The following is a 22,135-nucleotide window of genomic DNA, read 5'->3' as shown; positions in this document are numbered from 1 at the left end:
CAGGCCCGCGCGAAACCGTGTACATCCACGACGGGGAGCGAGCGGCCGAGACGGCCGACGATGGCCAGGAGCCCACGAGCGAGACGGCTGCCGAGGACGACGACTTCGACGTGCTGGCGTTCATTAAGCCCGCGGTGGGCAACGTGAGTTTGGAGTCGATGGTGACCGAGATCCGCAAGCTCGCGGCGGTCCGCGCGATCGAGCTGCCGCCCGGGTCCGAGGGCCGCCGTGGAGCTTTCCGCCCTTACCCGCCCTGTTCGGCCGTGTTCAGGGACGTTCGGAGGCTTTCGGCCGCGTTCTAAGGTGCTCGGGCCCTTGTCTCCTGTGGCAATCGCACGGGCAGAATGAGTCATCAAGGACAGAAACACAACCGGTTGGAACTGCGTTGGTCTGTCACACAGTCCTTGCAAGCTTGCGGGACACCTTTGATGTCGAGCTGTCTGGGCAGGCAGGAGATATCGAAGACTCCGAGGGGTCCGCCGTTGCAACCGGCGGACCCCTCAACCAAAACTGTTTTGCGTAGGGCGTTGCACGGTCCGTCGAGGCGGATTGCTCACCGTCACCCCCGGCAACAGCACCCGATGCCGCCGCAACCACGCCACCGACTGGTCGAACAACGCCGTCGGCCCCTCCGCATGCGTCCACGCCCGCCCGTGCAGGAACGCCAAGAACCGCTTGGCCAACTGCCGCCCCTCCCAGTTCTCCCGGTGTACTTCTTGACCTGCGACGGGCTTGCCGACACCCCAAGAGGCGCGCCGGGCCGGCGGATCGGACGGTAGGCCAGAGCGCATGGACACCGCCTGGCCTGGCAGACGACGGCCGCGTGCGCTTCGCCGAACTCCGCCTGAAGCTGACGTTGCCGCAGCTCTGCCTGCCCGCCGTCACCGCCGCGGTCACCCCGAACGCGCCGCCGGACGCCTTCCTCGACGCCACCCCCGCCGACATGCTGCAACACCTGGCCGACTTCGAGCACACCTCGGCAACGATCGTCCAGCTGCGTCGATGGTTATCTTGGGTTCTTGGCCCTTTCTCGCAGGTCAGAGCGAGATAATCTTGTCGGGCATGTTAGGCAAGTGGGGCTGATCAGACGGAGCTCCTCGCCAGCCTGGCCGGCCCTCCGCTCCCGAACGTGTCCTGGGCCGTCAGGTAGCGGAACGTGATCGGGGCGGGGCGGCCGACCGAGTCAGCGATGCCAGCCAGATAATGAGCGGCATGCCACAGATCACCGTCGAGTACTCCGCTGCGCTCACCGACGCGTTCGACCGCCACGGGTTCGCACTGGCGTTGCATCCCACCGCGGCCGAGCTGATCGGTAGCGCTCTTCCAGATTTCAAAACCCGCTTCCGTTCGATCACCGAGGCGGTCATCGGCAACGGCGAGGTCACCGAGGCGATGATCCATGTGGACCTGGCGATCCTGCCTGGCCGTGACGCGGAACTCAAGACCCATCTGGGCGATCTGACCCTGGCGATGCTGTGCGAGCACATAAAGCCGGGAACGGGGCTGAACATCCAGGTCACCGTAGAGGTTCGGGACATCGCCAGTTACCACAAAAGATGGCTGCCTTGACGCGAGGGCGGTCCTGGTCAGCCTGGGGCTGGTTCGGTGAGCCGGGCTTCGAGGTCGGCGATCATCTGGGTGAGCAGGCTGGGTACAAGCACCAGCATGAGGGTGAGGAGGCTCGCTCGTTGTCGGGCCGGAGCGGGCGCGGCTGCGGGAGCTGGAGCGGGAGAACAAGGAGCTGCGCGAGAAGGTGCAGTTCTTGAAAAAAGCGGCCGCCTTCTTCGCGGGCGAGACTCGGTGAGAGCTCGCTTCGAGCTCATCGACGCGGAGAAGGCCGACCACACCGTCGCGGCGATGTGCGCATGGCTGGGGGTGTCCCGGTCGGGCTACTACGAATGGCGCGGCCGGCCCGCCTCGGCGACCGCTCGCCGGCGTGAGCACCTCAAGCAGCTCATCACTGCCGTCTTCGAGGCCTCGCGTGAGACCTACGGTTACCGGCGGGTGCGCCGCGCGCTGGCCCGGTGCGGCGAGGAATGCTCGGCCGAGCTGGTCCGGCTGCTCATGCGTGAGCTCGGCCTGGTCCCGGTGCAGGCACGAGCCTTCACGCCGACCACGACCGAGCAGGGCGACTTCCGCGGGGGCGACCAGAGCGAGCAGGATCGGGTGGCGGCGTTCTCCTCGCCGCTCCAGGCCCTGAACCGTCGAGCGGCGTGCCACCGTGGCCAGGAACCGGCGCCGCTCCCTCGGCAGCATCGACAAATCAAGCTGGTGGGCGTCCATCGCCCGCAGGTACAGCAGCTTGTCGACCGACACTCCGATCGCCGGAACGCTCGCCTCGACCGCCGGCGTGGTCAACCACCGAAGCCGGGACATCCCGATCTCCGCGTCCTCCACCAGCAGCCGATCCAGATCCGCCCGCATCAGCCGCGTCAGCAGATGCGCGACCTTCTGGCTGGTCAGCTTCCCCGCCGCAGTCCGCGCAGCGGTCACCAGTTCCATGAGCGTGACCGCGCCCGGCCGCACTACTTGCGCAGCCTGCAGATGCTCCACCGCCTGCTGGAACAACAGCGATGGGGTGTCGTGCTCCATCGCCCGGTCCAGGAGGAACTGCTCCAGCTCCTTCCACTGGATGCTGCCCGGCGTGGCGTTCTTCCACGTCAGATACTTCATAACCAGCTTCAAATGATCGCTGCGCGTCTGCGGCCGCTTCCGCGTCGACCGGTCGTACTGCTCGAGCACCCCGGGAAACACCGCCATCTGGGTCGCCAACCGCTGCACCGCCGCCTGCGGAACCTGCAGCAGTTCATCAGGGACGAAGCCGAGCCACGGCAACGTGCACAGCTGAACGGCCAACCCCAGCCGGGCGTCGGGACCGCGGCCAGGCGCGTTCAAGAAGCCGTGCTCACGCGACGTCAACGTGAAGTACTTGTTCAGCTCCTCACGCCCGATGTCCGGGAACGACCGCAGGCGCTCCAACTGCTCGTCCGACAGGAACCGCGTCGACATCACCACCCCGGACGTCACAGAACACACGAATCATGACGAACCGTAGCCGAGAGATCAACAACCGTCCCCGAAACCTCCACAACCGCAGGTCAGCGCTGTATCCGTTGGATTTTCGCCGTTTGCTACGGGAACCCCGACATGAGCCGGCACCTGGAGCAGGAGGGGCAGGCGCAGGGCGAGGACCTGCGTGAGCTACGGCAGGGCGACGGCGATGCCGTGGCCGCCGAAGAAGGTGGCGAACGTCTCGATGGGCAAGACGGCGCGGCGGGCGGCTTCGAGGTGGCCGGAGGGGTTGTGCAGGTCAAGCAGGCCGTGGTCACGTCATCGGCTGCCTGTCCAGTCCCGGTGAGGATCTCAACGCCGGTCGCCGGTACAGCTTCACCGCCTCCCAGCCCGCCGACGGGCTGCGGCCCCTGCGCGATCCAGCCCGAGCCGAGCCCGACGACATCGACGAGTAGGTCCCCGAGGGGATACGTGAGGCCATTAGCTGTCTGTTCTGCTCGAAGAAGGCCTCGCGGCCGAGGCTCTGACCGGGGTCGTTGAGCCGGATCAGTGTCGCGGCGACCAGCGGCGGCTCTCGCGACGATTGATCAATCCGGCGGCCTCCAACCCGCCGCCGAGCCCTCGATTACACCAGCGCCGTCATGGACGGCGACACGGTCGTTCTCCACCTGTGCTCCGGCCAGACGGCCCGCATCCAGCCGGTCAGTGGTGCCGAACTGGCCGAACTCCGCCGCGGTGATGGTGCCGAGCAGGGCCGCCGATCGCGACGTCGCGGATGAACCTGCCGTCCATCGCGGTGACGTCGTCATAGAGCTCGGCCCGCAGGATTGGGATGTCGTCCTCGTGCCCGACCTTGTTACTCCTTGGCATCCCAACCTCCTGACGTCACAACGCCACGCACGGTGAGTGCATACGAGCAACCTCCCAGCCAGGGCCGACAGATCCCGTTGAAGACCCGAAGTTGGGCTGAGTCAGACCCGGTGGGAGGTGCTCACCGACATCATCTCTGTCAGGGTTCGAGGTCGGTCACTCCCTGGCCGCTCGTGATGTCGAACGGAACGGAGACCTGGTCGTGCGTGATCAGCCAGGTGCCGGCGATTTCTCGGAAGCAGTATGTGACTCGGACCCACATTCCGTCCGTCGAGGTCCCGCCTTTCAAGGTGCCGGTGAGTCGGGCGAAGCAGTGCCCGAACGCCACACCCTCGCCCACGGTGAGCTTCAGGTCGCGAACCTCATAGGTCACTTCCTCGAAGACCGCGAACACGTTCGCCCAGTTCTTCAGCTTTGCGTCTATCCCTACATGCTGGAGTGGCGGCTCGATGTCGAAGGAGACGATGTCCGTGGCGTAGAGCTGCTTCAAGCCTGCGATGTCTTTGTTTCGGAGGCCTTCGGCCAGCTTGTCGATGTGATTTCTGAGTTCGGTTTCGCTCACTTGTCCTGGTTCCCTTCATTCGTTGTGGGTCAGATGACCTCAAGGTTGGCCATCATTCCCATGTCCTCGTGTTCGGCGTTGTGGCAGTGAAAGAGGTCGCGGCCGCGGTAGCCGTCGAAGCGAGTGATGATCTCGGCTGCTTCGCCTGGCCGTAGCGAGATGGTGTCCTTGAGACCCGCATCGTGGGGCAGCGGGGCCTTGCCGCCGCGTGAGAACACCCGGAAGCCGACCAGGTGCAGGTGGACGGGGTGGTGGATGTCGGCGATCAGCCGCCAGACCTCGATGTCGCCGAGGCGGGTGGTGACGTCGGTGCGGGCGGGGTCGAACGCCTTCCCGCCGATGAGCCAGCCGTGACGTCCGTTCGTCCGGCCGGCGCGGAAGGAGAGGTCGCGCGTCCGGACGGCGTCCGAGCGGCGCCAGCTCGGCAGATCGGACGAGAGCTTTCTGGGGGTACGGCTGTCGTCGGTGGCCTTGCGCGCGACGCGGAAGGCCATTACGTCGCGAGTGCGGCTTGTGCCCAGCCGGTTGATGATGCGGACGCGGCCGCCGACCGGGATCATCTGCGGCTACCCATCGTGCGCACCGTGAAGACCAGCTGGGCCGAGCCACGTCGTGAGGGCGGTCCGGAGAGCGTCAAGGTCTGGCTGCTCGCCGGCGCGGGTGACCCAGGCGACGTGTCCGTCGGGACGGATGAGTACGGCGTCCGCGCCGAGGTCGGAGCCCTTCGCAGGATGGGCGCGGACGAGATCGACTCGGTCCGCCCAGCCGATCACGACGGCGTCGAGCGGCGGGAGACCGCCGAGATCCAGCAGAACCGCGCGAGCGCGGTGCAGCAGTTCGTAGACGCGACCGTGTTCGAGGTCGAGATCCGGCATCCGCATGCCGAGGAGGTCGTCCGTCCCCGCCATCGGATACCTGATGTCGGTCGCCGTGATCATCCCGGCCAGGCGCAGCCGTACCTCGTCGATGCCGATGAGATCACCCAGCACCTCGCGCAGAGCGGAGGTGTGATCGTCCACCCGCCAGAGGGCGGTCTGGGCGCGGGTGTTCTGCAGGACGCGGGCGGCGACCGGGTGGCGTTCTGCCTGGTAGGTGTCGAGCAGCAGGGCCGGGGCCTGGCCGCGGACGACGGCGGCGAGCTTCCAGCCGAGGTTGACCGCGTCCTGCACGCCGGTGTTCAGGCCCTGCCCGCCTGCCGGGAAGTGGATGTGCGCGGCGTCGCCGGCCAGGAGGACGCGGCCTTCGCGGTAGCGGTCGGCCTGGCGTGCCGCGTCGCCGTGCCGGGAGAGCCAGCGCGGCGAGTGCATCCCGTAATCCGTCCCGGCGATCTTGAGCAGGGTCTTGCGGAGGGTCTCCAGGGTCACCGGTTCGTCCCGGCCAGCCACGTGATCGAACTCGTTGGTCAGCACCCGGTACCAGTCCGGACCGTAGGACAGCACCGAGAATCTGCCGTGCTCGCGTCCCTCCTGGAAGATGTCGGCGGCGGGCGGCTCGGCGAGCTCGACGTCGCCGAGCATCGCGGTCATCGTGGCCGGCGTGCCGGGGAAGGCGATGCCGGCGAGCGCGCGCACGGTGCTGCGGCCCCCGTCGCAGCCGACAAGGTAGTCCGCCCGGACGCGCGACCCGTCCGCGAGCTCCACCGTGGCGCCCGTCTCGTCCTGGGTGAACCCCGTCACCTCGGCGTCGCGGCTCAGCCGTACCCCCAGCTGCGCCGCGCGCTCCTCCAGCAGCCGTTCCACCTCGGCCTGCAAGATGAGCAGAGCGTACGGATATCGCGTCGCCATATCGGATAGGTCGAGACCGAGTCCGGAGAAATGCACCTCCTGTCGCGGCCGTCCGCGCTCGAGGAACCCGTCGAGCAGACCCCGCTGGTCGAGCACCTCCATCGTGCGGATGTGCAGGGCTCCGGCCCGCGATTCCACCGTTCGAGGCTCCGCGGCCCGCTCGAGGACGAGCACATCGATCCCGGCGAGCCCCAGCTCGCACGCGAGCATCAGCCCGGTCGGCCCTGCTCCGGCGATCACTACCTGGGTATCGGTCATGGTCAACTCCTTGGTCATCTTTCAGTCGAATGGGTCAACACGCGCAGAGGAGACGGAGAGGCGTTCGTCGATCGCCTGCCGCCCCGCTTCTGCGGCGGCACCTTCGCTCGCGCCAGACATGCGCGATCGCGACTTACTGCGCTGCGGCTGCCGACTCCTACCGGCTGATCTGACGCGGAACCGTCAGTGCGAGGAGTTTGTCCGGGTTGCGGATGGAGTAGAGGTGGGTGATCTTCCCGTCGACGACATCGGCCAGGACGACACCCTCCAGGTGGTCGCCGCTGTAGGCGGCCATCGCGGGCGCGTTGTTGCAGTTGACGATCTCGATACGCAATTCAGGCAACCGCCCCGGGCGGACCAGTTCCATGACGAGCGCGGCCACTTTCTCCGCGCCCACCACGGGCTGGCGCGTCGCGGTGACCTTGCCGCCGCTGTCGGCGGTATACGTGGCGTCCGGCGCGAGCAGCGAGAGTAGCTCTCCCATGTCACCGGTCGCCGCCGCGGACATGAACTGCTCGGTGATCCGCGTGCACGTCCCGGCGTCGACGGGGTCGAAACGCCTGCGCCGCGCCTGTACGTGCCCGCGGGCGCGGTGCGCCATCTGGCGCACCGTCACCACGGATCTGTCCACCACTGCGGCGATAGCGTCGTAGTCGAACTCGAACACCTCGCGCAGCACGAACACCGCGCGCTCGTCGGGGGTGAGCGTTTCGAGCAGCACCAGCATCGCCATCGACACCGACTCGGCGAGCACCACATCGGCCGACGCGTCGTCCTCGCTGAGCAGCAGCGGCTCGGGCAGCCAGGAGCCGACGTACTCCTCGCGGCGGCGCTTACTCGCCCGCAGGGCGTTGAGCGCCTGACGGGTCACCAGCCGCGCCAGATACGACTTGGTGTCGCGCACCGCCGCGAGATCCACCTTGGCCCACCGCAGATAGCTGTCCTGCAGCACGTCGTCGGATTCTGTCGCCGAACCGAGGATCTCGTAGACGATCGTGAACAGCAGTGGCCGCAATACGGTGAACCGCTCGGCATGCTCGTCGGTGGTCAGCGGGCGGCCGCCACCCGCGCGAGCCGCGGTCCCGGCTTGGACCACACGATGGTGCCCGGGTTGCGGCCTTCCATGCCGATGCCCATCATCGTCTGGCGGCACTGCTCCTCCTTCATCTGCGCGCCCTCCTGCCCGTCGAAGTAGGTGTCCAAGGGAGTGTCGTCCGCGCGGACGAGCTGCTTTATACCGGCATGCCTGCCCAGGCTGATGCACACCCCCTTGAAACCCTGATCGATCACCGCCGGCGCGGTTCCCGCGATGCGGCTCAGCACGGCGTCGGCGGCCTGCACTCCGAGCGGTATCGCGGCCTGGCAGCTCATCCGCAGCGGCTGCCCCGACGGTGAACCGGCGTCACCCGCCGCGACAATACGGTCGTCATCGACGCTGACCAGCGTTTCGTCCGTGAGCAGCCGACCCAGCTCGTCCACGCGCAACCCGCTGGCCGCCGCCAAGCCCGGCACGCCGAAGCCCGCCGTCCAGATGGTGAGGGCGCTCTGCCGTACCGCTCCATCGGTGAGGACGACCGCGTCCCGCCGGACCTCAGCCACCGCGCTGCCCTCCAGCACCGTGACACCGTTCTCGGACAGCCACGTCGCGACGGATCGGCGGCTAGGAGCGCTGAGGGTGGGGGCCAGGGTTCTCCCTTCGACCAGAGTAACCTTGCGCCCTTGTTCGGCGAGCTCCGCGGCGGTCTCGATGCCGGTCAGCCCGCCGCCGACCACGGTGATCGCGGCCTCGGCCGGCAGCTCCGCCAGCCTGGCGCGCAGCCGCTGGGCAAATTCGAGCTCGGCGATGGAGTAGGCGAATTCGGCCGCGCCCGGCACGGAGGAGGGGACTGCGCCGGTGCTGCCGACCGCGTAGATGACGTAGTCGTAGTCCAGCGCAGCGCCCGACGCCAGCCCCACCGTGCGGGAGGCGGTGTCGATACGGGTGGCGTTGTCGACCACCAGCTTGATGCCGTCGCCAAGCAGGGTGCCGTAGTCGACCGAGGGGTCGTAATCGCCGGCGACGAACTGGTGCAGCCGGATCCGTTCGACGAACGTCGGGCGGGAGTTGACCAGGGTGATGTCGACGTCGTCGCGCAACTGGAGGTGGTTGGCCGCGACCGTTCCCGCGTATCCGCCGCCGATGACCACGATCTTGTGTGAAGTGTTGTGTACAGTCACGCCCTCAAGACACCGGGGACCGCAGCGACGTGACCGGAGGCGACGTGACGTGCGTCACTCCACACATAGGCGCGGACCACGTGCTCGCGGCAGAGCCTTCGGCCCATGCCAGACTGTGACACAGAATATGTATTATCTGTCACACTGACCCTCGCGGCCGGGACGCGACTCGGCCACATTATGTGTCACATCGACGTGCAGGAGCTGCAGTGACGGTCGTCTCCTTCCTCGCGCCGAGCGCCGATGCTCCGGCAGGCGGGCAGAGTGTCGCGGCCGCGGTCGGCCGCTTCCTCGGCCCACCGCGAGCCTGAGGCCCGAGGACTACGCCACGGTGATGGAGTACTGGAACACCGCGGCGGCCGCTACCTGGAACCGGCACCTGTCCGCGCTGGTCTCCTTCACCGCCTGGGCCCAGCGCCAGGAACTGCTGGCCGCCAACCCCGCCCGCCGCCTGCAGCGCCGCAAGAGCGCCCGCCGCGGCGACCGCGCCATCCCGCGCACGCGACTGGAGGCCCTGTTCACCGACCCCGAGAGCGCCCTGCGCGAGCGCCTGCTGTGGCGGATGCTGTATGAGACGGCCGCCCACGCCGAGGAGATCCTCACCTTGAACATCGAGGATCTGGACCTGGAGTTCCGCCGCGCCCGCGTGGTCTCCAAGGGCGGCGCGATCGAGTACGTGCACTGGGGCACCGGCACCGCCCGGCTCCTGCCTCGCCTGCTCAAAGGCCGCACCGCCGGCCCGCTCTTCCTGGCCGACCGACGCGCCCCCGCCTCCGGCTCCCGGGCGCCCGCGGCCGCCGACATCTGCCCGGCCACCGGACGCCGCCGACTGTCCTACCCGCGCGCCGAATACCTGTTCAAGCAGGCCAGCGCCAAGCTCGACCCGCACCAGAAAGGCTGGACGCTCCACCGACTGCGCCACAGCGCCCTGCAGCACCTGGCCGAGGCCGGCCGCAGCGCGCCCGAACTCCAGGCCAAGTCCCGCCACCAGCACCTGGCCAGCCTCGGCCGCTACGTCCGCCTCGGCGAGGAGACCTCCGCCCGCCTCACCACCGAAGCCGACCTGGCCGCCCGCCGCAAAAGCGGCTGAACTGCGTCAAACGCCCCATGAATTGATTACGGAGAGTTACTTTTCCTCTGGTGGCATCAACCCGAGCGGTGGGCCTATGACGGCGCTGATCGTGCAGGCCCAGCGGAAGGGCTGGACCATCCACCACGACCTTCAGCACCTGGTCACCCTCGGCTGGTCGTCACCGACTTCCAGGAGCGGCAGGCCCGCCGCGTACCGCCGGAAGAAGCCGGCGGTCGGGGTGTCCGCGGTCGCGACGGCGTCCGGGGTTCCCTCCGCGATCACCGAGCCCCCGTCCGGTCCGGATCCTGGCCCCAGGTCGATCACCCAGTCCGCGGACGCGGCGACGGGGATGTCATGTTCGGCCACGACGACGGTGTTGCCCGAGTCGAGCAACACATCGAGCGCATCCACCACCTGCTGGACGTCGGACGGGTGCAGGCCCGAAACGGGTTCGTCGAGAACGACAAGGCCGGCCTTGCGGCCTGCGGCACCGCGCTGGATCGCGGACGCCAGCTTCAACCGCTGCGCCTCGCCGCCGGACAACTCCGTGGCGCTCTGGCCGAGCTGGAGATAGCCAAGCCCGACCTGGTTCAAGGCTCCCAGGATTTCCGCGAGTTGCCGGGGTTCGGAGAACCGCTCCACAGCCTCGGCGACGGTCAGGTCCAGCACCTGATCGATGGCCAGCCCCTGATATCTGATCTCCAAGGCCTCCGGCTTGTAGCGCCGGCCCTCGCACGCGTCGCAGACCACCCACACATCGGGCAGGAAGTGCATGTCGACCAGCTTGCGGCCATAACCGGTGCAGACCTCGCAGCGGCCACCACCCGCGGTGTTGAAGCTGAACCAGGAGGCGTTGACCCCGCGTCCGCGCGCCACGTCAGTTTCGGCGAACAGCTTGCGGACGATGTCGAACGCCTTGCTGTAGGTGGCCGGGTTGGACCGCGGCGTGCGCCCGAGCGGTTCCTGATCGACGACGGCGACCCAGTCGAACCCCTCCAGACCGGTCACCTGTCGCACCGTGTCTGTCGTCGTCCCGTTCAGGGCGGCCGCCACGCTCGCCGCGAGCGCGCCGAGCAGACTGCTCTTGCCGCTGCCGCTCACCCCGGTCAGGCAGGTGAGCCGACCGGCAGGGAATCGCACCAGGTTCGCGGTCACGTTGTGCGCGCGCAGGCCGTGCAGCTCCACCCATCCGGTGTCACCCCCGATCGGACGGCGGGTCCGGCGCAGCCGCGGCCCCTCACCGGCCAGATAGCGTCCGGTCAGCGACGTCGGGTGGGCGGCCGCGTCGGAGGGAGGGCCCGACACCAGGATCTCACCGCCGAGACGGCCCGCGCCGGGGCCCATGTCGATCACCCAGTCAGCCCGGGCGATCAGTTCGGGGTCGTGCTCGACCAGGAGCACCGTGTTGCCGGCCCCACGTAGCTCCAGGGCGATGTCGAGCAGGTGCGCCTTGTCCGCCGGATGCAGCCCCGTCCCGGGCTCGTCCAGGACGAAGACTATGCCGCTCAGCTCGGTGCTGAGCTGCGCGGCGAGCCGGGTTCGCTGCAACTCGCCCCCGGACAGCGTCGCCGCGCTTCGCGACAGCTGGAGATGGGCCAGGCCGAGCCGGTCGAGTATCCCGAGCCGGCGGCCCAGGTCCTGGAGCAGCGGCTCGCCCACCTCGCGCTGCCGGGCGCCCAGGCCGCCGGCCACCCGCTCCGCCCAGCTGCGCACATCCCGTACGTCCACCTCGAGCAGGTCGGGATAGGTCAGCCCGCCGAGCCGCACGGACCGGGCCACCTGGTCGTACCCGCTGCCGCCGCAGGTGCCGCACGGCTGCTTGCGCATGTACGGCAGGTAGCGCTGCTTGGCGCTGGAGGTCTGGGCGTTCACGAACACCCGCTCCACCTCGGCGAGTGCGCCCCGCAGCGGCTGGCTGGAGGTGTAGGTCACCTGGGCCGTCTCGTTCTTGTTCGTCATGTTGACGGTCGCCTCGATCTTCTCCTCACCCGTGCCGTACAGCACGCAGTGGCGGAACTCCTCCGGCAGCGACTGCCACGGCCGGCCGAGGTCCACGCCGCGTTTCTCGGCGAGCGCCGGTACGAACGCGTGCTCCCCCGACCGCCACTTGGCGTACCAGGGCGAGGCCCCCTCGAAGAGCGGAAGCTCCGGATGGGTGATGACCAGGTCCTCCTGTGCCTGCCAGTGCCCTCCCACCCCGTGGCAGTCCGCACAGCTCCCTTCCGGCGTGTTACGGTCGAAATGAGCGGTCGTCAGATGCCCGTCCCCGCTTTCCGCCGCCGGGTCCGCGCCGATCCCCGGCAGGCGCGAGTACAACAGCCCCAGATGCCCGTCGATGCCAGTGATCGTCGCGACCGTGGACCGAGGATTGCGGTTCAGGCGGCGCTGATCGACCGCGAGCGTCGCGCCGAGTCCCAGGATGCGGTCGACCTTCGGCCGATTGCGCTGGGTGATGTACTGCCGCACGAACGGCGAAAGCCCCTCCAAGTAGCGCAGCTGGGCCTCGTTGTGCAAGGTGTCGATGGCCAGCGAGGTCTTGCCGCTGCCGCTCACCCCGGTGAAGGCGGTGAGCCGCCCCTTGGGGATGCTCACCGACACGTCTCGCAGATTGTTGGTACTTGCCCCCACCACCTCGATGGCCTCACAGCCCATGCTCACGACATCCCGTACAAACGCGGTCAACCTTCCTCCACCCCTCTCGCGACACAGCAGAACATGGGCGGGCGGACGGCCCGCCCATGCCGAATGAATCGATCACGCCACTACGCGGCGTGCGTGGTGAGCTTGTCGATGTCGGGGGCGTAGACGGTCATCCAGTGCGGATGCAGCCGGTAGTAGACCACGTCGTTGTCCCAGTCGAAGAGGTCGTCGCCGTAGAAGTCCTTGAAGTAGGCGAGCAGGTCCGGCCAGTCCGCGGCCGGTTCGCCGTGCTGGGGGTTGAGGATCTCCACCGTGCCGTGGGTGAAGACGCCCAGGTCCTCACCGCGCATGTGCGCGGCGCTGACGGCGGGGCGGGCGGCGAGGTGGCGTGCCTTGGCGGCGCCGCGCGCCGTGCCGAAGCACCACTTCCCGTGCAGGAAGTGCCCGTCCACACCGCTGATCCGCGGCTCTCCCTTCGCCGTCACGGTGGACAGGGCGAGGGTGCACATGCCGGTCAAGATCCGGGTGACCTGCTCCGCGGTCAGCGTGTTCTCGGTGACGATCGAGCGGAGGTGCGAGGTGGAGCGGGAAAGGGAGGCTTCGAGGAGGGCCTGGAGCTCCTTGAGCTCCTCGGGCGTTTCGCGCATGGAGATCCTTGTCTATCCGTGATGCGTCGGTCCACACCCACGTCGGTGCCGACCGGTGAACCCATGCTCGATCTAAAACCCGACGTCTTATGTCATGTTTTTTCATCCGTCCTGAGGACGCCGCCGAGCCGCCCGGCCAGCGTCCTTCGCCTGGGCTTGTCCCCAGCCGCCCAGATTGGCGAGCGCTCGGTCAAGTGTCTCGATAACGGCCCCTAGTCTTGTGGCTGGGGTGCGGCCGCTCGTGGGTGTTCCGTTTGGGGGGATCGCTCACCGGAACATCGGCCCTCCGGATGACCACGCCAGGTCGGGGTGTTCCGTATAGGTCTTCCGCGATCTGTTCCGGTGAAGCCCTCCTATTCGGAACACTTGTGTCGGCTACGCCCGCTGCTCCACCGACGAGCAAGACGTGATCATCCCTTCGTGTACGCGAGATCGATGACGATGAGGGAAACCGGCCTGGTGCGCATCGTACGGCGCGGCACTGGCTCGGTGGTGACCTGGCGGCGAGCGTAGATGGTGCTGCTGTCGGCTCAGGGCATGACCATCAGGCAGATCGCCAAAGTGGCCTTCACCAGCGAAGACCGGGTCCGTGATGTGATTTACAACTTCAACGCCGATGGATTCGACTCGCTCTCCCCAAGTACAAGGGCGGCCGGAAGCCGGTGTTCACGCTCCCGGGAGCGTGTGGATATCAAGAAGATCGCCAAGTCTCGTCCTGCCGAGCGCGGGTTGCCGTTCTCCCGGTGGAGCCGGGCCAAGCTGGCCGATTTTTTGGTCGCCGAGGGGGTGGTCGAGGACATCAGCCATGAGGGCCTGTGCGAGCTTCTACGTGCGGAAAATGTCTCCTTTCAAGCCATGAAGACCTGGAAGGGCTCCCGTGATCCGGACTACGCCATCAAGAAGGCCCGCATCGAGCACCTGTACGCGATTGCCGACAGCAAGGTCGTCCCCGAGCCCGGCGAACCAACGGTGATCTTCTGCATGGACGAGTTCGGGCCGCTCAACCTGCAGCCCCGCCCTGGCCGTCAGTGGACCGACGTCGGCGGCAAGGGCAAGGATCCCGATCGCGAACCTCGGCCCAGGATGCGCGCCACCTACACCTGCACCCAAGGGGTACGGCACCTGTTCGCCGCGTTAGACCTGGGCAAGGACAAGATGTACGGGCACGTCAAGAAGCGCAAGCGGCGCGGCGAGTTCCTGGAGTTCTGCCGCTACCTGCGCAGCCTCTACCCGCCAGAGGTGCGCATCGCGATCATCTGTGGCAACTTCAGCCCGCACCTGACGACCAAGAAAGACCAGCGGGTCGGCGAGTGGGCAGAGGCGAACAACGTCGAGATCGCCTACACGCCCACCAATTCCTCGTGGTTCAACCGCATCGAGGCGCAGTTGACCGCATTGCGCGAGTTCACCCTCAACGGCACCGACCACGCTGGCCACCGCGAGCAGGGCAGCATGATCCGCCGCTAGGGCCTGGTCATCGCGGTGGTGGTGCTGGCCGCCTCCGCGCACGAGAACGCCGCCGGGACCGCTCTGCTGGACCGAGTCGCAGCCCAGGCCTCCGGCACGGTGACCAAAGCCTTGGTCGATCAGGGGTTCAAGAACACGGTCGTCGACCATGGGGCCGGGCTCGGGATCGACGTGCGTCCGGGATCAGCCTTGGCCGCCCAGTAAAGCGCATACTGCAAGGCACGGACCGGATCACGCGGAACCCGGGGCTGCGCGGCGCTTACCGAACGTGACGCCCTGGGCAGGAAGGCACGGAGCGCTAGGAGGGATAGGGGCGGCCGTCGCGGGCGGCCTCAAGCTGAGCACGGGGTGAGCACCGTCCCCGTCACCCGTGATGGTGCATAGCCCTCCCGGTGGCGTGGTTTTGCAGCGCTTCTCCTAGTGTGTGGCTCTTGTGGCTGGTGTTGTTCTGATGCCAGTTGGAGCGAGGAGATCGATGCGGGCATTTGCTCCGCGGCTCCCAAACCGAGACGAACCTCATTCGGAAACCCCTGAAACGACAAGATCCCGCCTGATCTCGATGATCAGACGGTCCAGCCGTCTCATGAACGGCCTAGCAGGGGCATGGGTGGATTCCAGAGGCGCTAGGAGATCACGAGCGGGACGGCGCCGCTGGAATCCCGGACGCAGCAGATGATGGTGCTGAGCACGTCGGCCAGCTCGGGGCTGATGACCAGCAGCCGTTCGGCGAACACCTTGGAGGCCGGGGCGATGAAGCCCACTCCATCGGCGGTCATCACGGCGAGGTTCGCGTAGGAGATCAGCTTGGAATCGCCGACCATCAGCACCTGGTGGCCCAGGTGCTGATTGCGGGACCGGACGGCGGCCAGGCTTTCGTGGGTGCCTTCCACAAGCTCGCGGATGAACTCGGCGAGCGCGGCGAAGACGTGGAAGACGGGTTGGCCGCTGGTGGTGGTGTCCAGCGCCAGCAGGCTGCTCGTCGCGCACGTCGGCGAACAACTTCCGTCGACCGGCGGGACGGGTTAACGCTCGGGCGTCCATCGGCTCCTTCTTCACAGCCGAGGAATTCGGGACTGTCGAGAAAGGGGAGCCATGAGCCTGATGGTCGCCGGGATGTTGGCGAGCGTGGCGGGCAGCCTGCTGGCGCTGGTCACGACCTGGGTGCGCGAACGGTACAGGCAGCGAAGGCTAGCTGAGGTCATCGCGCGCCTGCCGAGGGGCAGCGTGTACGTCGACCGGGCGGACGGCGTACGCGTCCACGTTGGTTCCGCCGAATCGGCGGCCCTGGCGGAGGCCGGTGATGGATGATGTGGACGACACCTCGCAAGGCAGGAGCAGATCACCGTGACGCCGCCTCCCCGGCCTCCAGCCGAAGACGACGGCACCGAGTTCGCGGAGTGGTACCGCCGGGAGTTCCCCGACCTGCTGCTGTTCGCGCACCGGCTGGGCGCGCGCTGGCACGAGGCGTTCGACTTGGCGCAGGAGGCGTGCGCCAAGGCCTTTCCGCGCTGGCCGGAGATCGGCAAGCCCCGGGCCTACGTGCGGGTCGCGATCAGGAATGCCTACTTCAAGAAGGGACAGGGTGTCAGGGAAAGCGAGCTCGGCGAGGCGGGGACGGACACCGTCTCGCCCGGGGACCAGGAGTTGCTGCGGGTCGAGTTCCAGGATCAGGAGCGCGCGATCTTCGCGGCGATCCGGCACCTTCCGCCCGTCCAGCGGGAGATCATGGCGTGGACGATCGACGGGTACACTCCAGCCGAGATCGCCGAGCTGCTCGACAAGAGTCCGCCGGCCGTACGCGTCAATCTCTTCAAGGCCCGCGCGACGCTCCGGATCGCACTGGCTGGCATGGGAGGCGAGGATGGCTGAGGTGAACCCCCGGCGCTCACTCGACGGGCCCCGACTTGACCGGCTGCTCGCCGAGTCGCAGCGGCGGGCCAGGTCGGCGGTCGAGCAGGCGGTGGACACCGAGGCGGGCCTACAGGAGATCGCCAGGCCGCGGCCGACCGTGCTCGTGGTCGAGGACGACCCCTCCATGTCGGAGGCCCTCGCCCTCATCCTGGCCAGGTCCGGGTTCGAGGTCGTGGGCGTCGCGATCGAGGGCGGGGAGGCGGTGGCCGCGGTCCGGCGGACGCGTCCTGACCTGGTGACGATGGATCTCATGTTGCCCGGGATGGACGGATGGGTCGCTACCGAGATCATCGCCAGGGAGCACCCCTCGACGCGAGTGGTTTGCGTCACCGCGAAGGACGAGCGGGCGGACCTGCTGCGCGGGCTGGCCGCCGGCGCGGTGGGGTTCCTGACCAAGCCGTTCAGCGTGGACGAGCTGGTGGCGACGCTGCGCGAGGTGCTGCGCGGCGGCTATCCCATCGCCGCGGCGATCATGGCGTCGCTGTCGCCGCCGGGCACGGCGCGGACCGCGCCGGTTCCCGCGATCAGCCTGTTCACCGAGCTGGAGGCCACAGTGCTCCGGCACCTGGCCGACAACTTGTCCACCCCGCAGATCGCGGCGGCCACCGGCTTCACCGTCCAGGAGGTCACTGAGCTCCAGGCGCTCATCGCGGAGAAGATCAAGCTGCGCACCGCCCTGCAGGACAGGAGACACCGGCTCGGCTCCTGACAGACGCGGCCGGGCCCCGGGCGCCGGCACACGCACCCAAGTCGACCGGCGGTCTGGAGACGGTGGCCGTGCGGGTGCCCGCCCATCCTGTCGCGCTCGCGCTGCTGTCGGTCTTCGGCGGCGCCGGCTCAACTGGTAGAACAGCAGGCCCAGCAGGATGTTCTTCCACCGTAGGACCGGATAGGCAATTCTCGCAGGCAGCACGTCAGCGACGTGGTCGGTGGACGGCAGTGACAGGACATAGCTCGGTGAGCGCGGCACCATCGTGACGTGCTCGGCCGCCTGCGCCATCGCCGGAACGAGCGTCACCGCCGTGGCGCCGCTGCCGATGACCACGACGCGCTTGCCGGCGTAGTCGAGTTCCCGCGGCCAGTGCTGGGGATGCACGATGGGGCCCCTGAAACGGCCGGCGCCCGGGAACTCTGGGGTGAAGCCCTGGTCGTAACGGTAGTAGCCGGTGTTGACGAAAAGGAAACCGCAGGTGAGCTGCATGTCTCGCCGGTGTCGAGGCGCTTTGCCCGAACGGTCCAGCGTGCATCGGCCGTTGACCATTCCGCACTGATGACGCGGTGGCGGAACCGGATCCGGTCGGCGACGCCATGCTCTCGCGCGGTGCGCCGCACGTACTCGCGGATCGACCTGCCATCGGGAATCGACCTGGCCTCTGGCCAGGGGTTGAACCGGTAGCCCAGGGTGAACATATCGGAGTCGGAGCGGACACCGGGGTAACGGAACAGGTCCCACGTGCCGCCGATCGCTTTCCGATCCAAGGACGCGGTGCTGCTCACTCTGCTCGACCGTGTGACCGAAGAGATCGGCGAGGCCGTGGCAGGAGAGTTCGACCGGCTCCGCGAAGACCCGGTGCGCTACTGGCGTGAATGCCTCGTCGCAACCCACACGACCTACGGTGCGCACCGCTCGGTGCTGGCCGCCGCTGTCGAGGCCGGGCGCACCAGCGCGGAGGTCCGTCGCTGGCGGTCCGACATGAAGGAGATATGGATCACCAGGACCACGTTGGCCATTGAGGCCGAGCGTGCCCGCGGCACCGCGCCGCCCGGACCGCGCGCCCGCGATCTCGCCATCGCGCTGAACGCCATGAACGACTTGGTGTTCTATGCGACCTTGACCGGCGACGAGCCCGCAGTGCTGGCATCCGACCTCGTGGAGACGCTGCTCCACATCTGGCTCACCACCATTTACCAGGCCGCGCGCCCCGCCTCGACCGCCTGATCACGGCTGGTGAGCAGATCACCGCGGTCCTGACCCGCCGATGGCTCCTTCGCCGCGCCGGCTGGACGCGCTCCCGCGGGATGCGGGCGCCGGAGGAGGTCGCGGTGGTGGGCTTCGACGATGTCGAGAGGGCACGCTTCGCGACGCCCTCGCTGACCTCGGTCTCCGCTGACGTGGAGGCGCCGGCTTCCGATGCCGTCGCGATGCTCCACGAGCAGATCGCTGGCAAGCCCGGTGGACGCGGGCCGCGCATCACGGTGGATTTCGAGCTGAACGTGCGCGAGCCGAGTCAGTGAGGCTGGACCTCGAAGAGAGCCCGACGTCTCTGATCACCACGGGTCAGCCAGGAGCGCTGCGTGCTCACGTCCAGCCGTCCATGTGCCGACCGGGCGCGCGTCCCGGCGTATCCCGTCACGTGTCGAGCAGTTCCGCGTCGTCCGGGTTCAGGGCGGCGCCCAGCTCGAACTCGGCTTCGAAGCCCGCTTCTCCGAGTGCCGCGCGTAGCGCCGCGGCGATCCGGTCCACGTCACCGCGTTCGGCAGCGGGCAGCGGCGCGTCCACCGAGGCGCGGGCCGCGGAGGCCACACCGAGCAGGCGGGTGGCCCGCAGGGGGTGACCGGCGAGTGCCCACGCCCCGGCGAGCCCCTCAAAGGCCAGGGCGATCGCCCTCGGATCGCCGGTGTCCCGGGCCGCGGCCAGCCCTTCCCGATGCAGCTCCAGTGCCGTCTTCGCCTCCCCGCGCAGCTCCGCGACGAAGCCGAGCTCGGCCAGGATCAGCGCCGCCCCGTACTCCGCGTCGAACTGCCGGTTCCACTCCAGCCACCGGCGCAGATACGACTCCGCGCGGTCGAGCCTGCCCTGCCGGCGCGCCCCCAGGGCGAGCCCGAGCTCGGCGTACTCCTCGGCCGGTTGGTCTGCCTGCTCAATGGCGAGGAGCCTGGCCCGCTCGTGGAATTCCTCGGCCCCGGCGTGGTCGCCGGTCAGCAGGGTGATCCTGCCGAGCTCGGACCAGCGCATCGAGGCGTCGGTCCACAGCCCGAGCTCCTCCGCCATCCGCGCCCCCTCCCGGTGTAGCCGGGCGGCCCGCGGGTAGTCGCCCTCGATCTCCGCCAGCCGTCCCAGCACGGCCGTGGCCTGCAGTTGCCCCCATCGGTCACCGGCCTCGTGGAAGAGCTCGAGACTCTCCTCGCCGTCGCGCCGGGAAGCCTGCAGATCGCCGCAGACGTACGTCTGCATGCCTCGGGTGCTGAGCCCCGCGGCGAGGGCCCAGCGATCGTCGAGCGCACGGGACTCGGTGAGCATCCGGTTCAGCAGTTCCGTGCCCACCGCGGAGTCGCCGAACCTGGTGACCGCGTAAGCGAGCAGCCATCCCGCCCTGACCCGTTCATGGGGGTCGCGGATGCCGTCGTACACGTCGAGGACGGCCTGGCTGTGGCGTGCCGGTCCGTCCGGGGCGCCGGACAGCAGGCTCATCCCGGTGTGCCAGGCCACGGTGCCCGACCGGTCCGGTACCCGGCCGGCCGCAGGGTCCGCCTCTCCCCCACCGCCGCCGGAGGCATCGCCGGGCAGGGCGAGGGCCATGGCGAGGTAGCGCCTGGCCTCGCTGAGACGGCCGCGCAGGAACCAGTACCAGGCCATCGCGTGGACGAGCCGGCGCATCAGGTGGCCGTCGCCGTCCGCGGCGGCGCTGTCGAGCGCGCTGCGGATGTTGGCGGTCTCGGCGTCCAGAAGCCGCAGCCGGCGCTGCTGGTCGGCGCCGCGCAGGAAGGGATCCGTCCGTTCGGCGAACGCCACGTAGTAGGACGCGTGAGCGCGCCGTACCCGCTCATGCTCGGATTCCCGCAGCCGCTCCAGGAGGTACGCCGACACCGACTCGAGCAGCCGGTACCGGGTGCCGTCCGCATCGTGGGAGACCAGCACAAGAGAACGGTCGACCAGACGGGTCAGCAGGTCCAGGACCTCGGCGGGCTTCACACCGGCACCGGCGCAGACGGCCTCGGCGGCCTCCAGCGTGCAGCCGTCGGAGTGGACGGCGAGCCGGCGCAGCACCGCCTGCTCGGCCGCGGTGAGCAGTTCCCAGCTCCAATCGATCATCGCGCGCAAGGTCCGCTGCCGTGCGGGGGCGCCCCGACGGCCGCCGGTGAGCAGGCGGAACCGGTCGTCCAGACGCTTGGCCAGCTCACGCACCCCGAGGACGCGGACCCGGGTCGACGCCAGCTCCAGGGCCAGCGGAATGCCGTCGAGCCGGCGGCAGATGGAGGCGATCGCGCGGGCGTTGCCGTCGGTGAGGGCGAAACCGGGCGAGGCCGCCGCGGCGCGGTCGACGAACAACCGTACCGCGCTCGACGCGCGCAGTACCGTCTGATCATCCGAGTCCGGGGGCGGATCGAGCGGGGGCACCGGCCAGACCTGCTCGCCCGAGATGCTCAGCGGTTCCTGGCTCGTGGCGAGGATTCGTACACCCGGGGCGACCCGCAGCAGCGCCTGGGCCAGGCCGGCGGCGGCCTCGATGACGTGCTCGCAGTTGTCGAGGACCAGCAGCAGGCGCTGGGTGCGGAGCGCGTCGGACAATCGGTCGAGCAGCGTGCGCGGCACCGGGCCGGAGCGGCCGGCGTCGTCGCGGACCCCCAGCGTCGCGGCCACGACCTCGGCCAGTTCGTCACCCGTGGTGGCGCCGGACTCGGTGGAGAAGGTAGGGGCGGCCAATTCCACCAGCCAGACACCGTCCGGGTGCGAACCGGTCAGTGCGGACGCCACCTCTACCGCCAGCCGCGTCTTGCCGACTCCGCCGGGCCCGGTCAACGTCACCAGGCGGCCCGCCGCGACCAGGGCGCGAATCTCTGGCACACAGTCCTCCCGCCCGACCAGGGCGGTGGCCGGGACAGGCAGGTTGGTGTGGCGGCGCGGCCCGGACATGGGTGCCGGGACGGCCCGCAGGGTCGGGTCCTGCCGCAGGATCTCCTGGTGCAGGGCGGCCAGTTCGGTACCCGGATCGAGGCCCAGTTCGTCCTTCAGGCGGCGGCGTAGGTCCTGGTAGCTGTCGAGGGCCTCGCTCGCCCGGCCCGCGCCGTACAGGGCTCGCATATGGGCCGCGCGCAGCCGCTCCCGGAGCGGGTGGCGGCGGGTCAGGTCGCCGAGCTCCCCGGCGAGAAGACCGTGCTCGCCCAGTTCGAGGCGGGCCTCGGCCTGTTCCTCCAGGGCCAGCAGGCGCTGCTCCTCCAAGCGCGTGACGGCCGGGCGCGCGAACTCCTCGTCGGCGAAGTCGGCGAAGGCGGGGCCGCGCCACAACGCCAGAGCCGCGGTGAGCAGTTCGGCGCGTTCGCGGGGGTCCGTGGCGGTACGGGCCCGTGTGGTGAGTGCGGTGAACCGGCCCGCGTCCACGGCGTCGTCCGCCACGTCGAGGACGTAGCCGAGGGCCCGGTGCACCAGCAGGCCCTGACCCCCGGCACGGCCGAGCACCCGCCGCAACCGCGACACCAGGGTCTGCAGAGCACCCGTTGGGTTCGCCGGCGGCGCCTCGCCCCACAGTTCGTCCACGAGCCGATCGGCGGAGACCACCTGCCCCGGGGCCGTCAGCAGAGCAGCGAGCAGTGAGCGCACCTTCGTCTCCGGCACCACCACGGCATCACCGTCCGCCGACCAGACGGCCAGCGGACCCAACACCCCGAAACGCATGCATTCACCGTACGGCCACGCGGTCGTCCGCCGGCGTGTCAGCGCACCGCAAGCAGACCGACAGAAAACCGCGAGCCCAGG

22 protein-coding genes and 3 pseudogenes are annotated in these 22,135 nt (G+C 68.9%); 13 read left to right on the top strand and 12 right to left on the bottom strand.

Translation table 11 applies throughout. The annotated features are described in order from the left end of the window. Positions 1 to 17 precede the first annotated feature (17 nt). From ACTWPV_RS45670 to ACTWPV_RS45655, 4 genes and pseudogenes are all read left to right on the top strand, one after another. Entirely contained in the window at positions 18 to 302 is a 285-nt protein-coding gene (locus ACTWPV_RS45670) for a hypothetical protein (protein ID WP_443156602.1), read from the top strand. A 521-nt stretch (positions 303 to 823) separates the two neighbouring features. After that, on the top strand, positions 824 to 1,051 hold the full coding sequence (locus tag ACTWPV_RS45665) for a hypothetical protein (RefSeq protein WP_443156601.1): 228 nt from the start codon (positions 824 to 826) through the stop codon (positions 1,049 to 1,051). 152 nt (positions 1,052 to 1,203) lie between these two features. Further along, positions 1,204 to 1,569 (top strand): 5-carboxymethyl-2-hydroxymuconate Delta-isomerase, encoded by a 366-nt coding sequence (locus ACTWPV_RS45660; RefSeq protein ID WP_443156600.1) that lies wholly within the window; start codon positions 1,204 to 1,206, stop codon positions 1,567 to 1,569. A 96-nt stretch (positions 1,570 to 1,665) separates the two neighbouring features. Further along, a pseudogene (locus ACTWPV_RS45655) lies at positions 1,666 to 2,043 on the top strand (IS3 family transposase); the annotation flags it as partial. A 450-nt stretch (positions 2,044 to 2,493) separates the two neighbouring features. On the opposite strand, the pseudogene ACTWPV_RS45650 reads toward ACTWPV_RS45655, so the two are convergent. The 7 genes and pseudogenes from ACTWPV_RS45650 to ACTWPV_RS45620 all read right to left on the bottom strand — a co-directional run. After that, positions 2,494 to 3,009 (bottom strand): annotated as a pseudogene (locus ACTWPV_RS45650) (DUF4158 domain-containing protein); the annotation flags it as partial. Between the two features lie 705 nt (positions 3,010 to 3,714). Beyond that, positions 3,715 to 3,882 (bottom strand): hypothetical protein, encoded by a 168-nt coding sequence (locus tag ACTWPV_RS45645; protein WP_379534757.1) that lies wholly within the window; start codon positions 3,880 to 3,882, stop codon positions 3,715 to 3,717. A gap of 139 nt (positions 3,883 to 4,021) precedes the next feature. Beyond that, positions 4,022 to 4,444 carry a YybH family protein gene (locus ACTWPV_RS45640; protein ID WP_443156599.1) on the bottom strand — a complete coding sequence of 141 codons (423 nt, stop codon included), beginning with the start codon at positions 4,442 to 4,444 and terminating at the stop codon, positions 4,022 to 4,024. Between the two features lie 29 nt (positions 4,445 to 4,473). Continuing rightward, entirely contained in the window at positions 4,474 to 5,004 is a 531-nt protein-coding gene (locus tag ACTWPV_RS45635) for a multicopper oxidase domain-containing protein (RefSeq protein ID WP_443156598.1), read from the bottom strand. A 6-nt stretch (positions 5,005 to 5,010) separates the two neighbouring features. Next, on the bottom strand, positions 5,011 to 6,486 hold the full coding sequence (locus ACTWPV_RS45630) for an FAD-dependent monooxygenase (protein WP_443156597.1): 1,476 nt from the start codon (positions 6,484 to 6,486) through the stop codon (positions 5,011 to 5,013). Between the two features lie 157 nt (positions 6,487 to 6,643). Beyond that, entirely contained in the window at positions 6,644 to 7,582 is a 939-nt protein-coding gene (gene sigJ / locus ACTWPV_RS45625; protein WP_347648526.1) for an RNA polymerase sigma factor SigJ, read from the bottom strand. Continuing rightward, complete coding sequence (locus tag ACTWPV_RS45620; RefSeq protein ID WP_443156596.1) at positions 7,534 to 8,703, bottom strand: NAD(P)/FAD-dependent oxidoreductase; 1,170 nt, start codon at positions 8,701 to 8,703, stop codon at positions 7,534 to 7,536. Before ACTWPV_RS45620 ends, sigJ begins: the two co-directional genes overlap by 49 nt. A 334-nt stretch (positions 8,704 to 9,037) precedes the next feature. On the opposite strand from ACTWPV_RS45620, the gene ACTWPV_RS45615 reads away from it, so the two are divergent. Then, complete coding sequence (locus tag ACTWPV_RS45615; protein WP_443156595.1) at positions 9,038 to 9,793, top strand: tyrosine-type recombinase/integrase; 756 nt, start codon at positions 9,038 to 9,040, stop codon at positions 9,791 to 9,793. Between the two features lie 132 nt (positions 9,794 to 9,925). On the opposite strand, the gene ACTWPV_RS45610 is transcribed toward ACTWPV_RS45615, so the two are convergent. Continuing rightward, complete coding sequence (locus ACTWPV_RS45610) at positions 9,926 to 12,373, bottom strand: excinuclease ABC subunit UvrA (protein ID WP_443156594.1); 2,448 nt, start codon at positions 12,371 to 12,373, stop codon at positions 9,926 to 9,928. Positions 12,374 to 12,537: 164 nt separating this feature from the next. Continuing rightward, positions 12,538 to 13,062, bottom strand: a complete 525-nt coding sequence (locus tag ACTWPV_RS45605; protein ID WP_443156593.1) for a pyridoxamine 5'-phosphate oxidase family protein — start codon at positions 13,060 to 13,062, stop codon at positions 12,538 to 12,540. Between the two features lie 513 nt (positions 13,063 to 13,575). Between ACTWPV_RS45605 and ACTWPV_RS45600 the strand changes: the two genes are divergently transcribed. Both ACTWPV_RS45600 and ACTWPV_RS45595 read left to right on the top strand, forming a co-directional pair. Further along, positions 13,576 to 14,529 carry an IS630 family transposase gene (locus ACTWPV_RS45600; RefSeq protein ID WP_443156592.1) on the top strand — a complete coding sequence of 318 codons (954 nt, stop codon included), beginning with the start codon at positions 13,576 to 13,578 and terminating at the stop codon, positions 14,527 to 14,529. Positions 14,530 to 14,544: 15 nt separating this feature from the next. After that, positions 14,545 to 14,733, top strand: a complete 189-nt coding sequence (locus ACTWPV_RS45595) for a hypothetical protein (protein WP_443156591.1) — start codon at positions 14,545 to 14,547, stop codon at positions 14,731 to 14,733. Between the two features lie 419 nt (positions 14,734 to 15,152). Here ACTWPV_RS45595 and ACTWPV_RS45590 read toward each other — a convergent pair whose 3' ends face one another. After that, complete coding sequence (locus tag ACTWPV_RS45590; RefSeq protein ID WP_443156590.1) at positions 15,153 to 15,419, bottom strand: hypothetical protein; 267 nt, start codon at positions 15,417 to 15,419, stop codon at positions 15,153 to 15,155. A gap of 10 nt (positions 15,420 to 15,429) precedes the next feature. Here ACTWPV_RS45590 and ACTWPV_RS45585 point away from each other — a divergent pair, with 10 nt between their 5' ends. The 4 genes from ACTWPV_RS45585 to ACTWPV_RS45570 all read left to right on the top strand — a co-directional run bounded on the left by ACTWPV_RS45585 (position 15,430) and on the right by ACTWPV_RS45570 (position 17,149). Then, positions 15,430 to 15,555 carry a hypothetical protein gene (locus ACTWPV_RS45585; protein ID WP_443156589.1) on the top strand — a complete coding sequence of 42 codons (126 nt, stop codon included), beginning with the start codon at positions 15,430 to 15,432 and terminating at the stop codon, positions 15,553 to 15,555. A 66-nt stretch (positions 15,556 to 15,621) separates the two neighbouring features. Further along, entirely contained in the window at positions 15,622 to 15,837 is a 216-nt protein-coding gene (locus tag ACTWPV_RS45580) for a hypothetical protein (protein ID WP_347648534.1), read from the top strand. 36 nt (positions 15,838 to 15,873) lie between these two features. Further along, positions 15,874 to 16,398, top strand: a complete 525-nt coding sequence (locus ACTWPV_RS45575; protein ID WP_443156588.1) for an RNA polymerase sigma factor — start codon at positions 15,874 to 15,876, stop codon at positions 16,396 to 16,398. Beyond that, positions 16,391 to 17,149: a response regulator transcription factor gene (locus ACTWPV_RS45570; protein ID WP_443156587.1), complete on the top strand. Its 759-nt coding sequence runs from the start codon at positions 16,391 to 16,393 to the stop codon at positions 17,147 to 17,149. Before ACTWPV_RS45575 ends, ACTWPV_RS45570 begins: the two co-directional genes overlap by 8 nt. Positions 17,150 to 17,437: 288 nt before the next feature. Here ACTWPV_RS45570 and ACTWPV_RS45565 read toward each other — a convergent pair. Beyond that, a pseudogene (locus tag ACTWPV_RS45565) lies at positions 17,438 to 17,641 on the bottom strand (FAD-containing monooxygenase EthA); the annotation flags it as partial. Positions 17,642 to 17,926: 285 nt separating this feature from the next. Between ACTWPV_RS45565 and ACTWPV_RS45560 the strand changes: the two are divergent. Both ACTWPV_RS45560 and ACTWPV_RS45555 read left to right on the top strand, forming a co-directional pair. After that, a complete protein-coding gene (locus ACTWPV_RS45560; RefSeq protein ID WP_443156586.1) occupies positions 17,927 to 18,379 on the top strand; it encodes a hypothetical protein in 453 nt (150 codons plus the stop codon). Beyond that, positions 18,301 to 18,675: a substrate-binding domain-containing protein gene (locus ACTWPV_RS45555; RefSeq protein ID WP_443156642.1), complete on the top strand. Its 375-nt coding sequence runs from the start codon at positions 18,301 to 18,303 to the stop codon at positions 18,673 to 18,675. The genes ACTWPV_RS45560 and ACTWPV_RS45555 overlap by 79 nt, the downstream gene beginning before the upstream one ends. 115 nt (positions 18,676 to 18,790) lie before the next feature. Here the strand turns inward: ACTWPV_RS45555 and ACTWPV_RS45550 are convergent, their stop codons facing one another. Further along, complete coding sequence (locus ACTWPV_RS45550; protein WP_443156585.1) at positions 18,791 to 22,054, bottom strand: BTAD domain-containing putative transcriptional regulator; 3,264 nt, start codon at positions 22,052 to 22,054, stop codon at positions 18,791 to 18,793. Positions 22,055 to 22,135 lie beyond the last annotated feature (81 nt).

Source organism: Nonomuraea sp. KM88 (assembly GCF_052245635.1).
Classification (GTDB): domain Bacteria; phylum Actinomycetota; class Actinomycetes; order Streptosporangiales; family Streptosporangiaceae; genus Nonomuraea.
The sequence above is the reverse complement of the archived record's forward strand: the minus strand, read 5'-3'. Positions and strand labels throughout refer to the sequence as shown.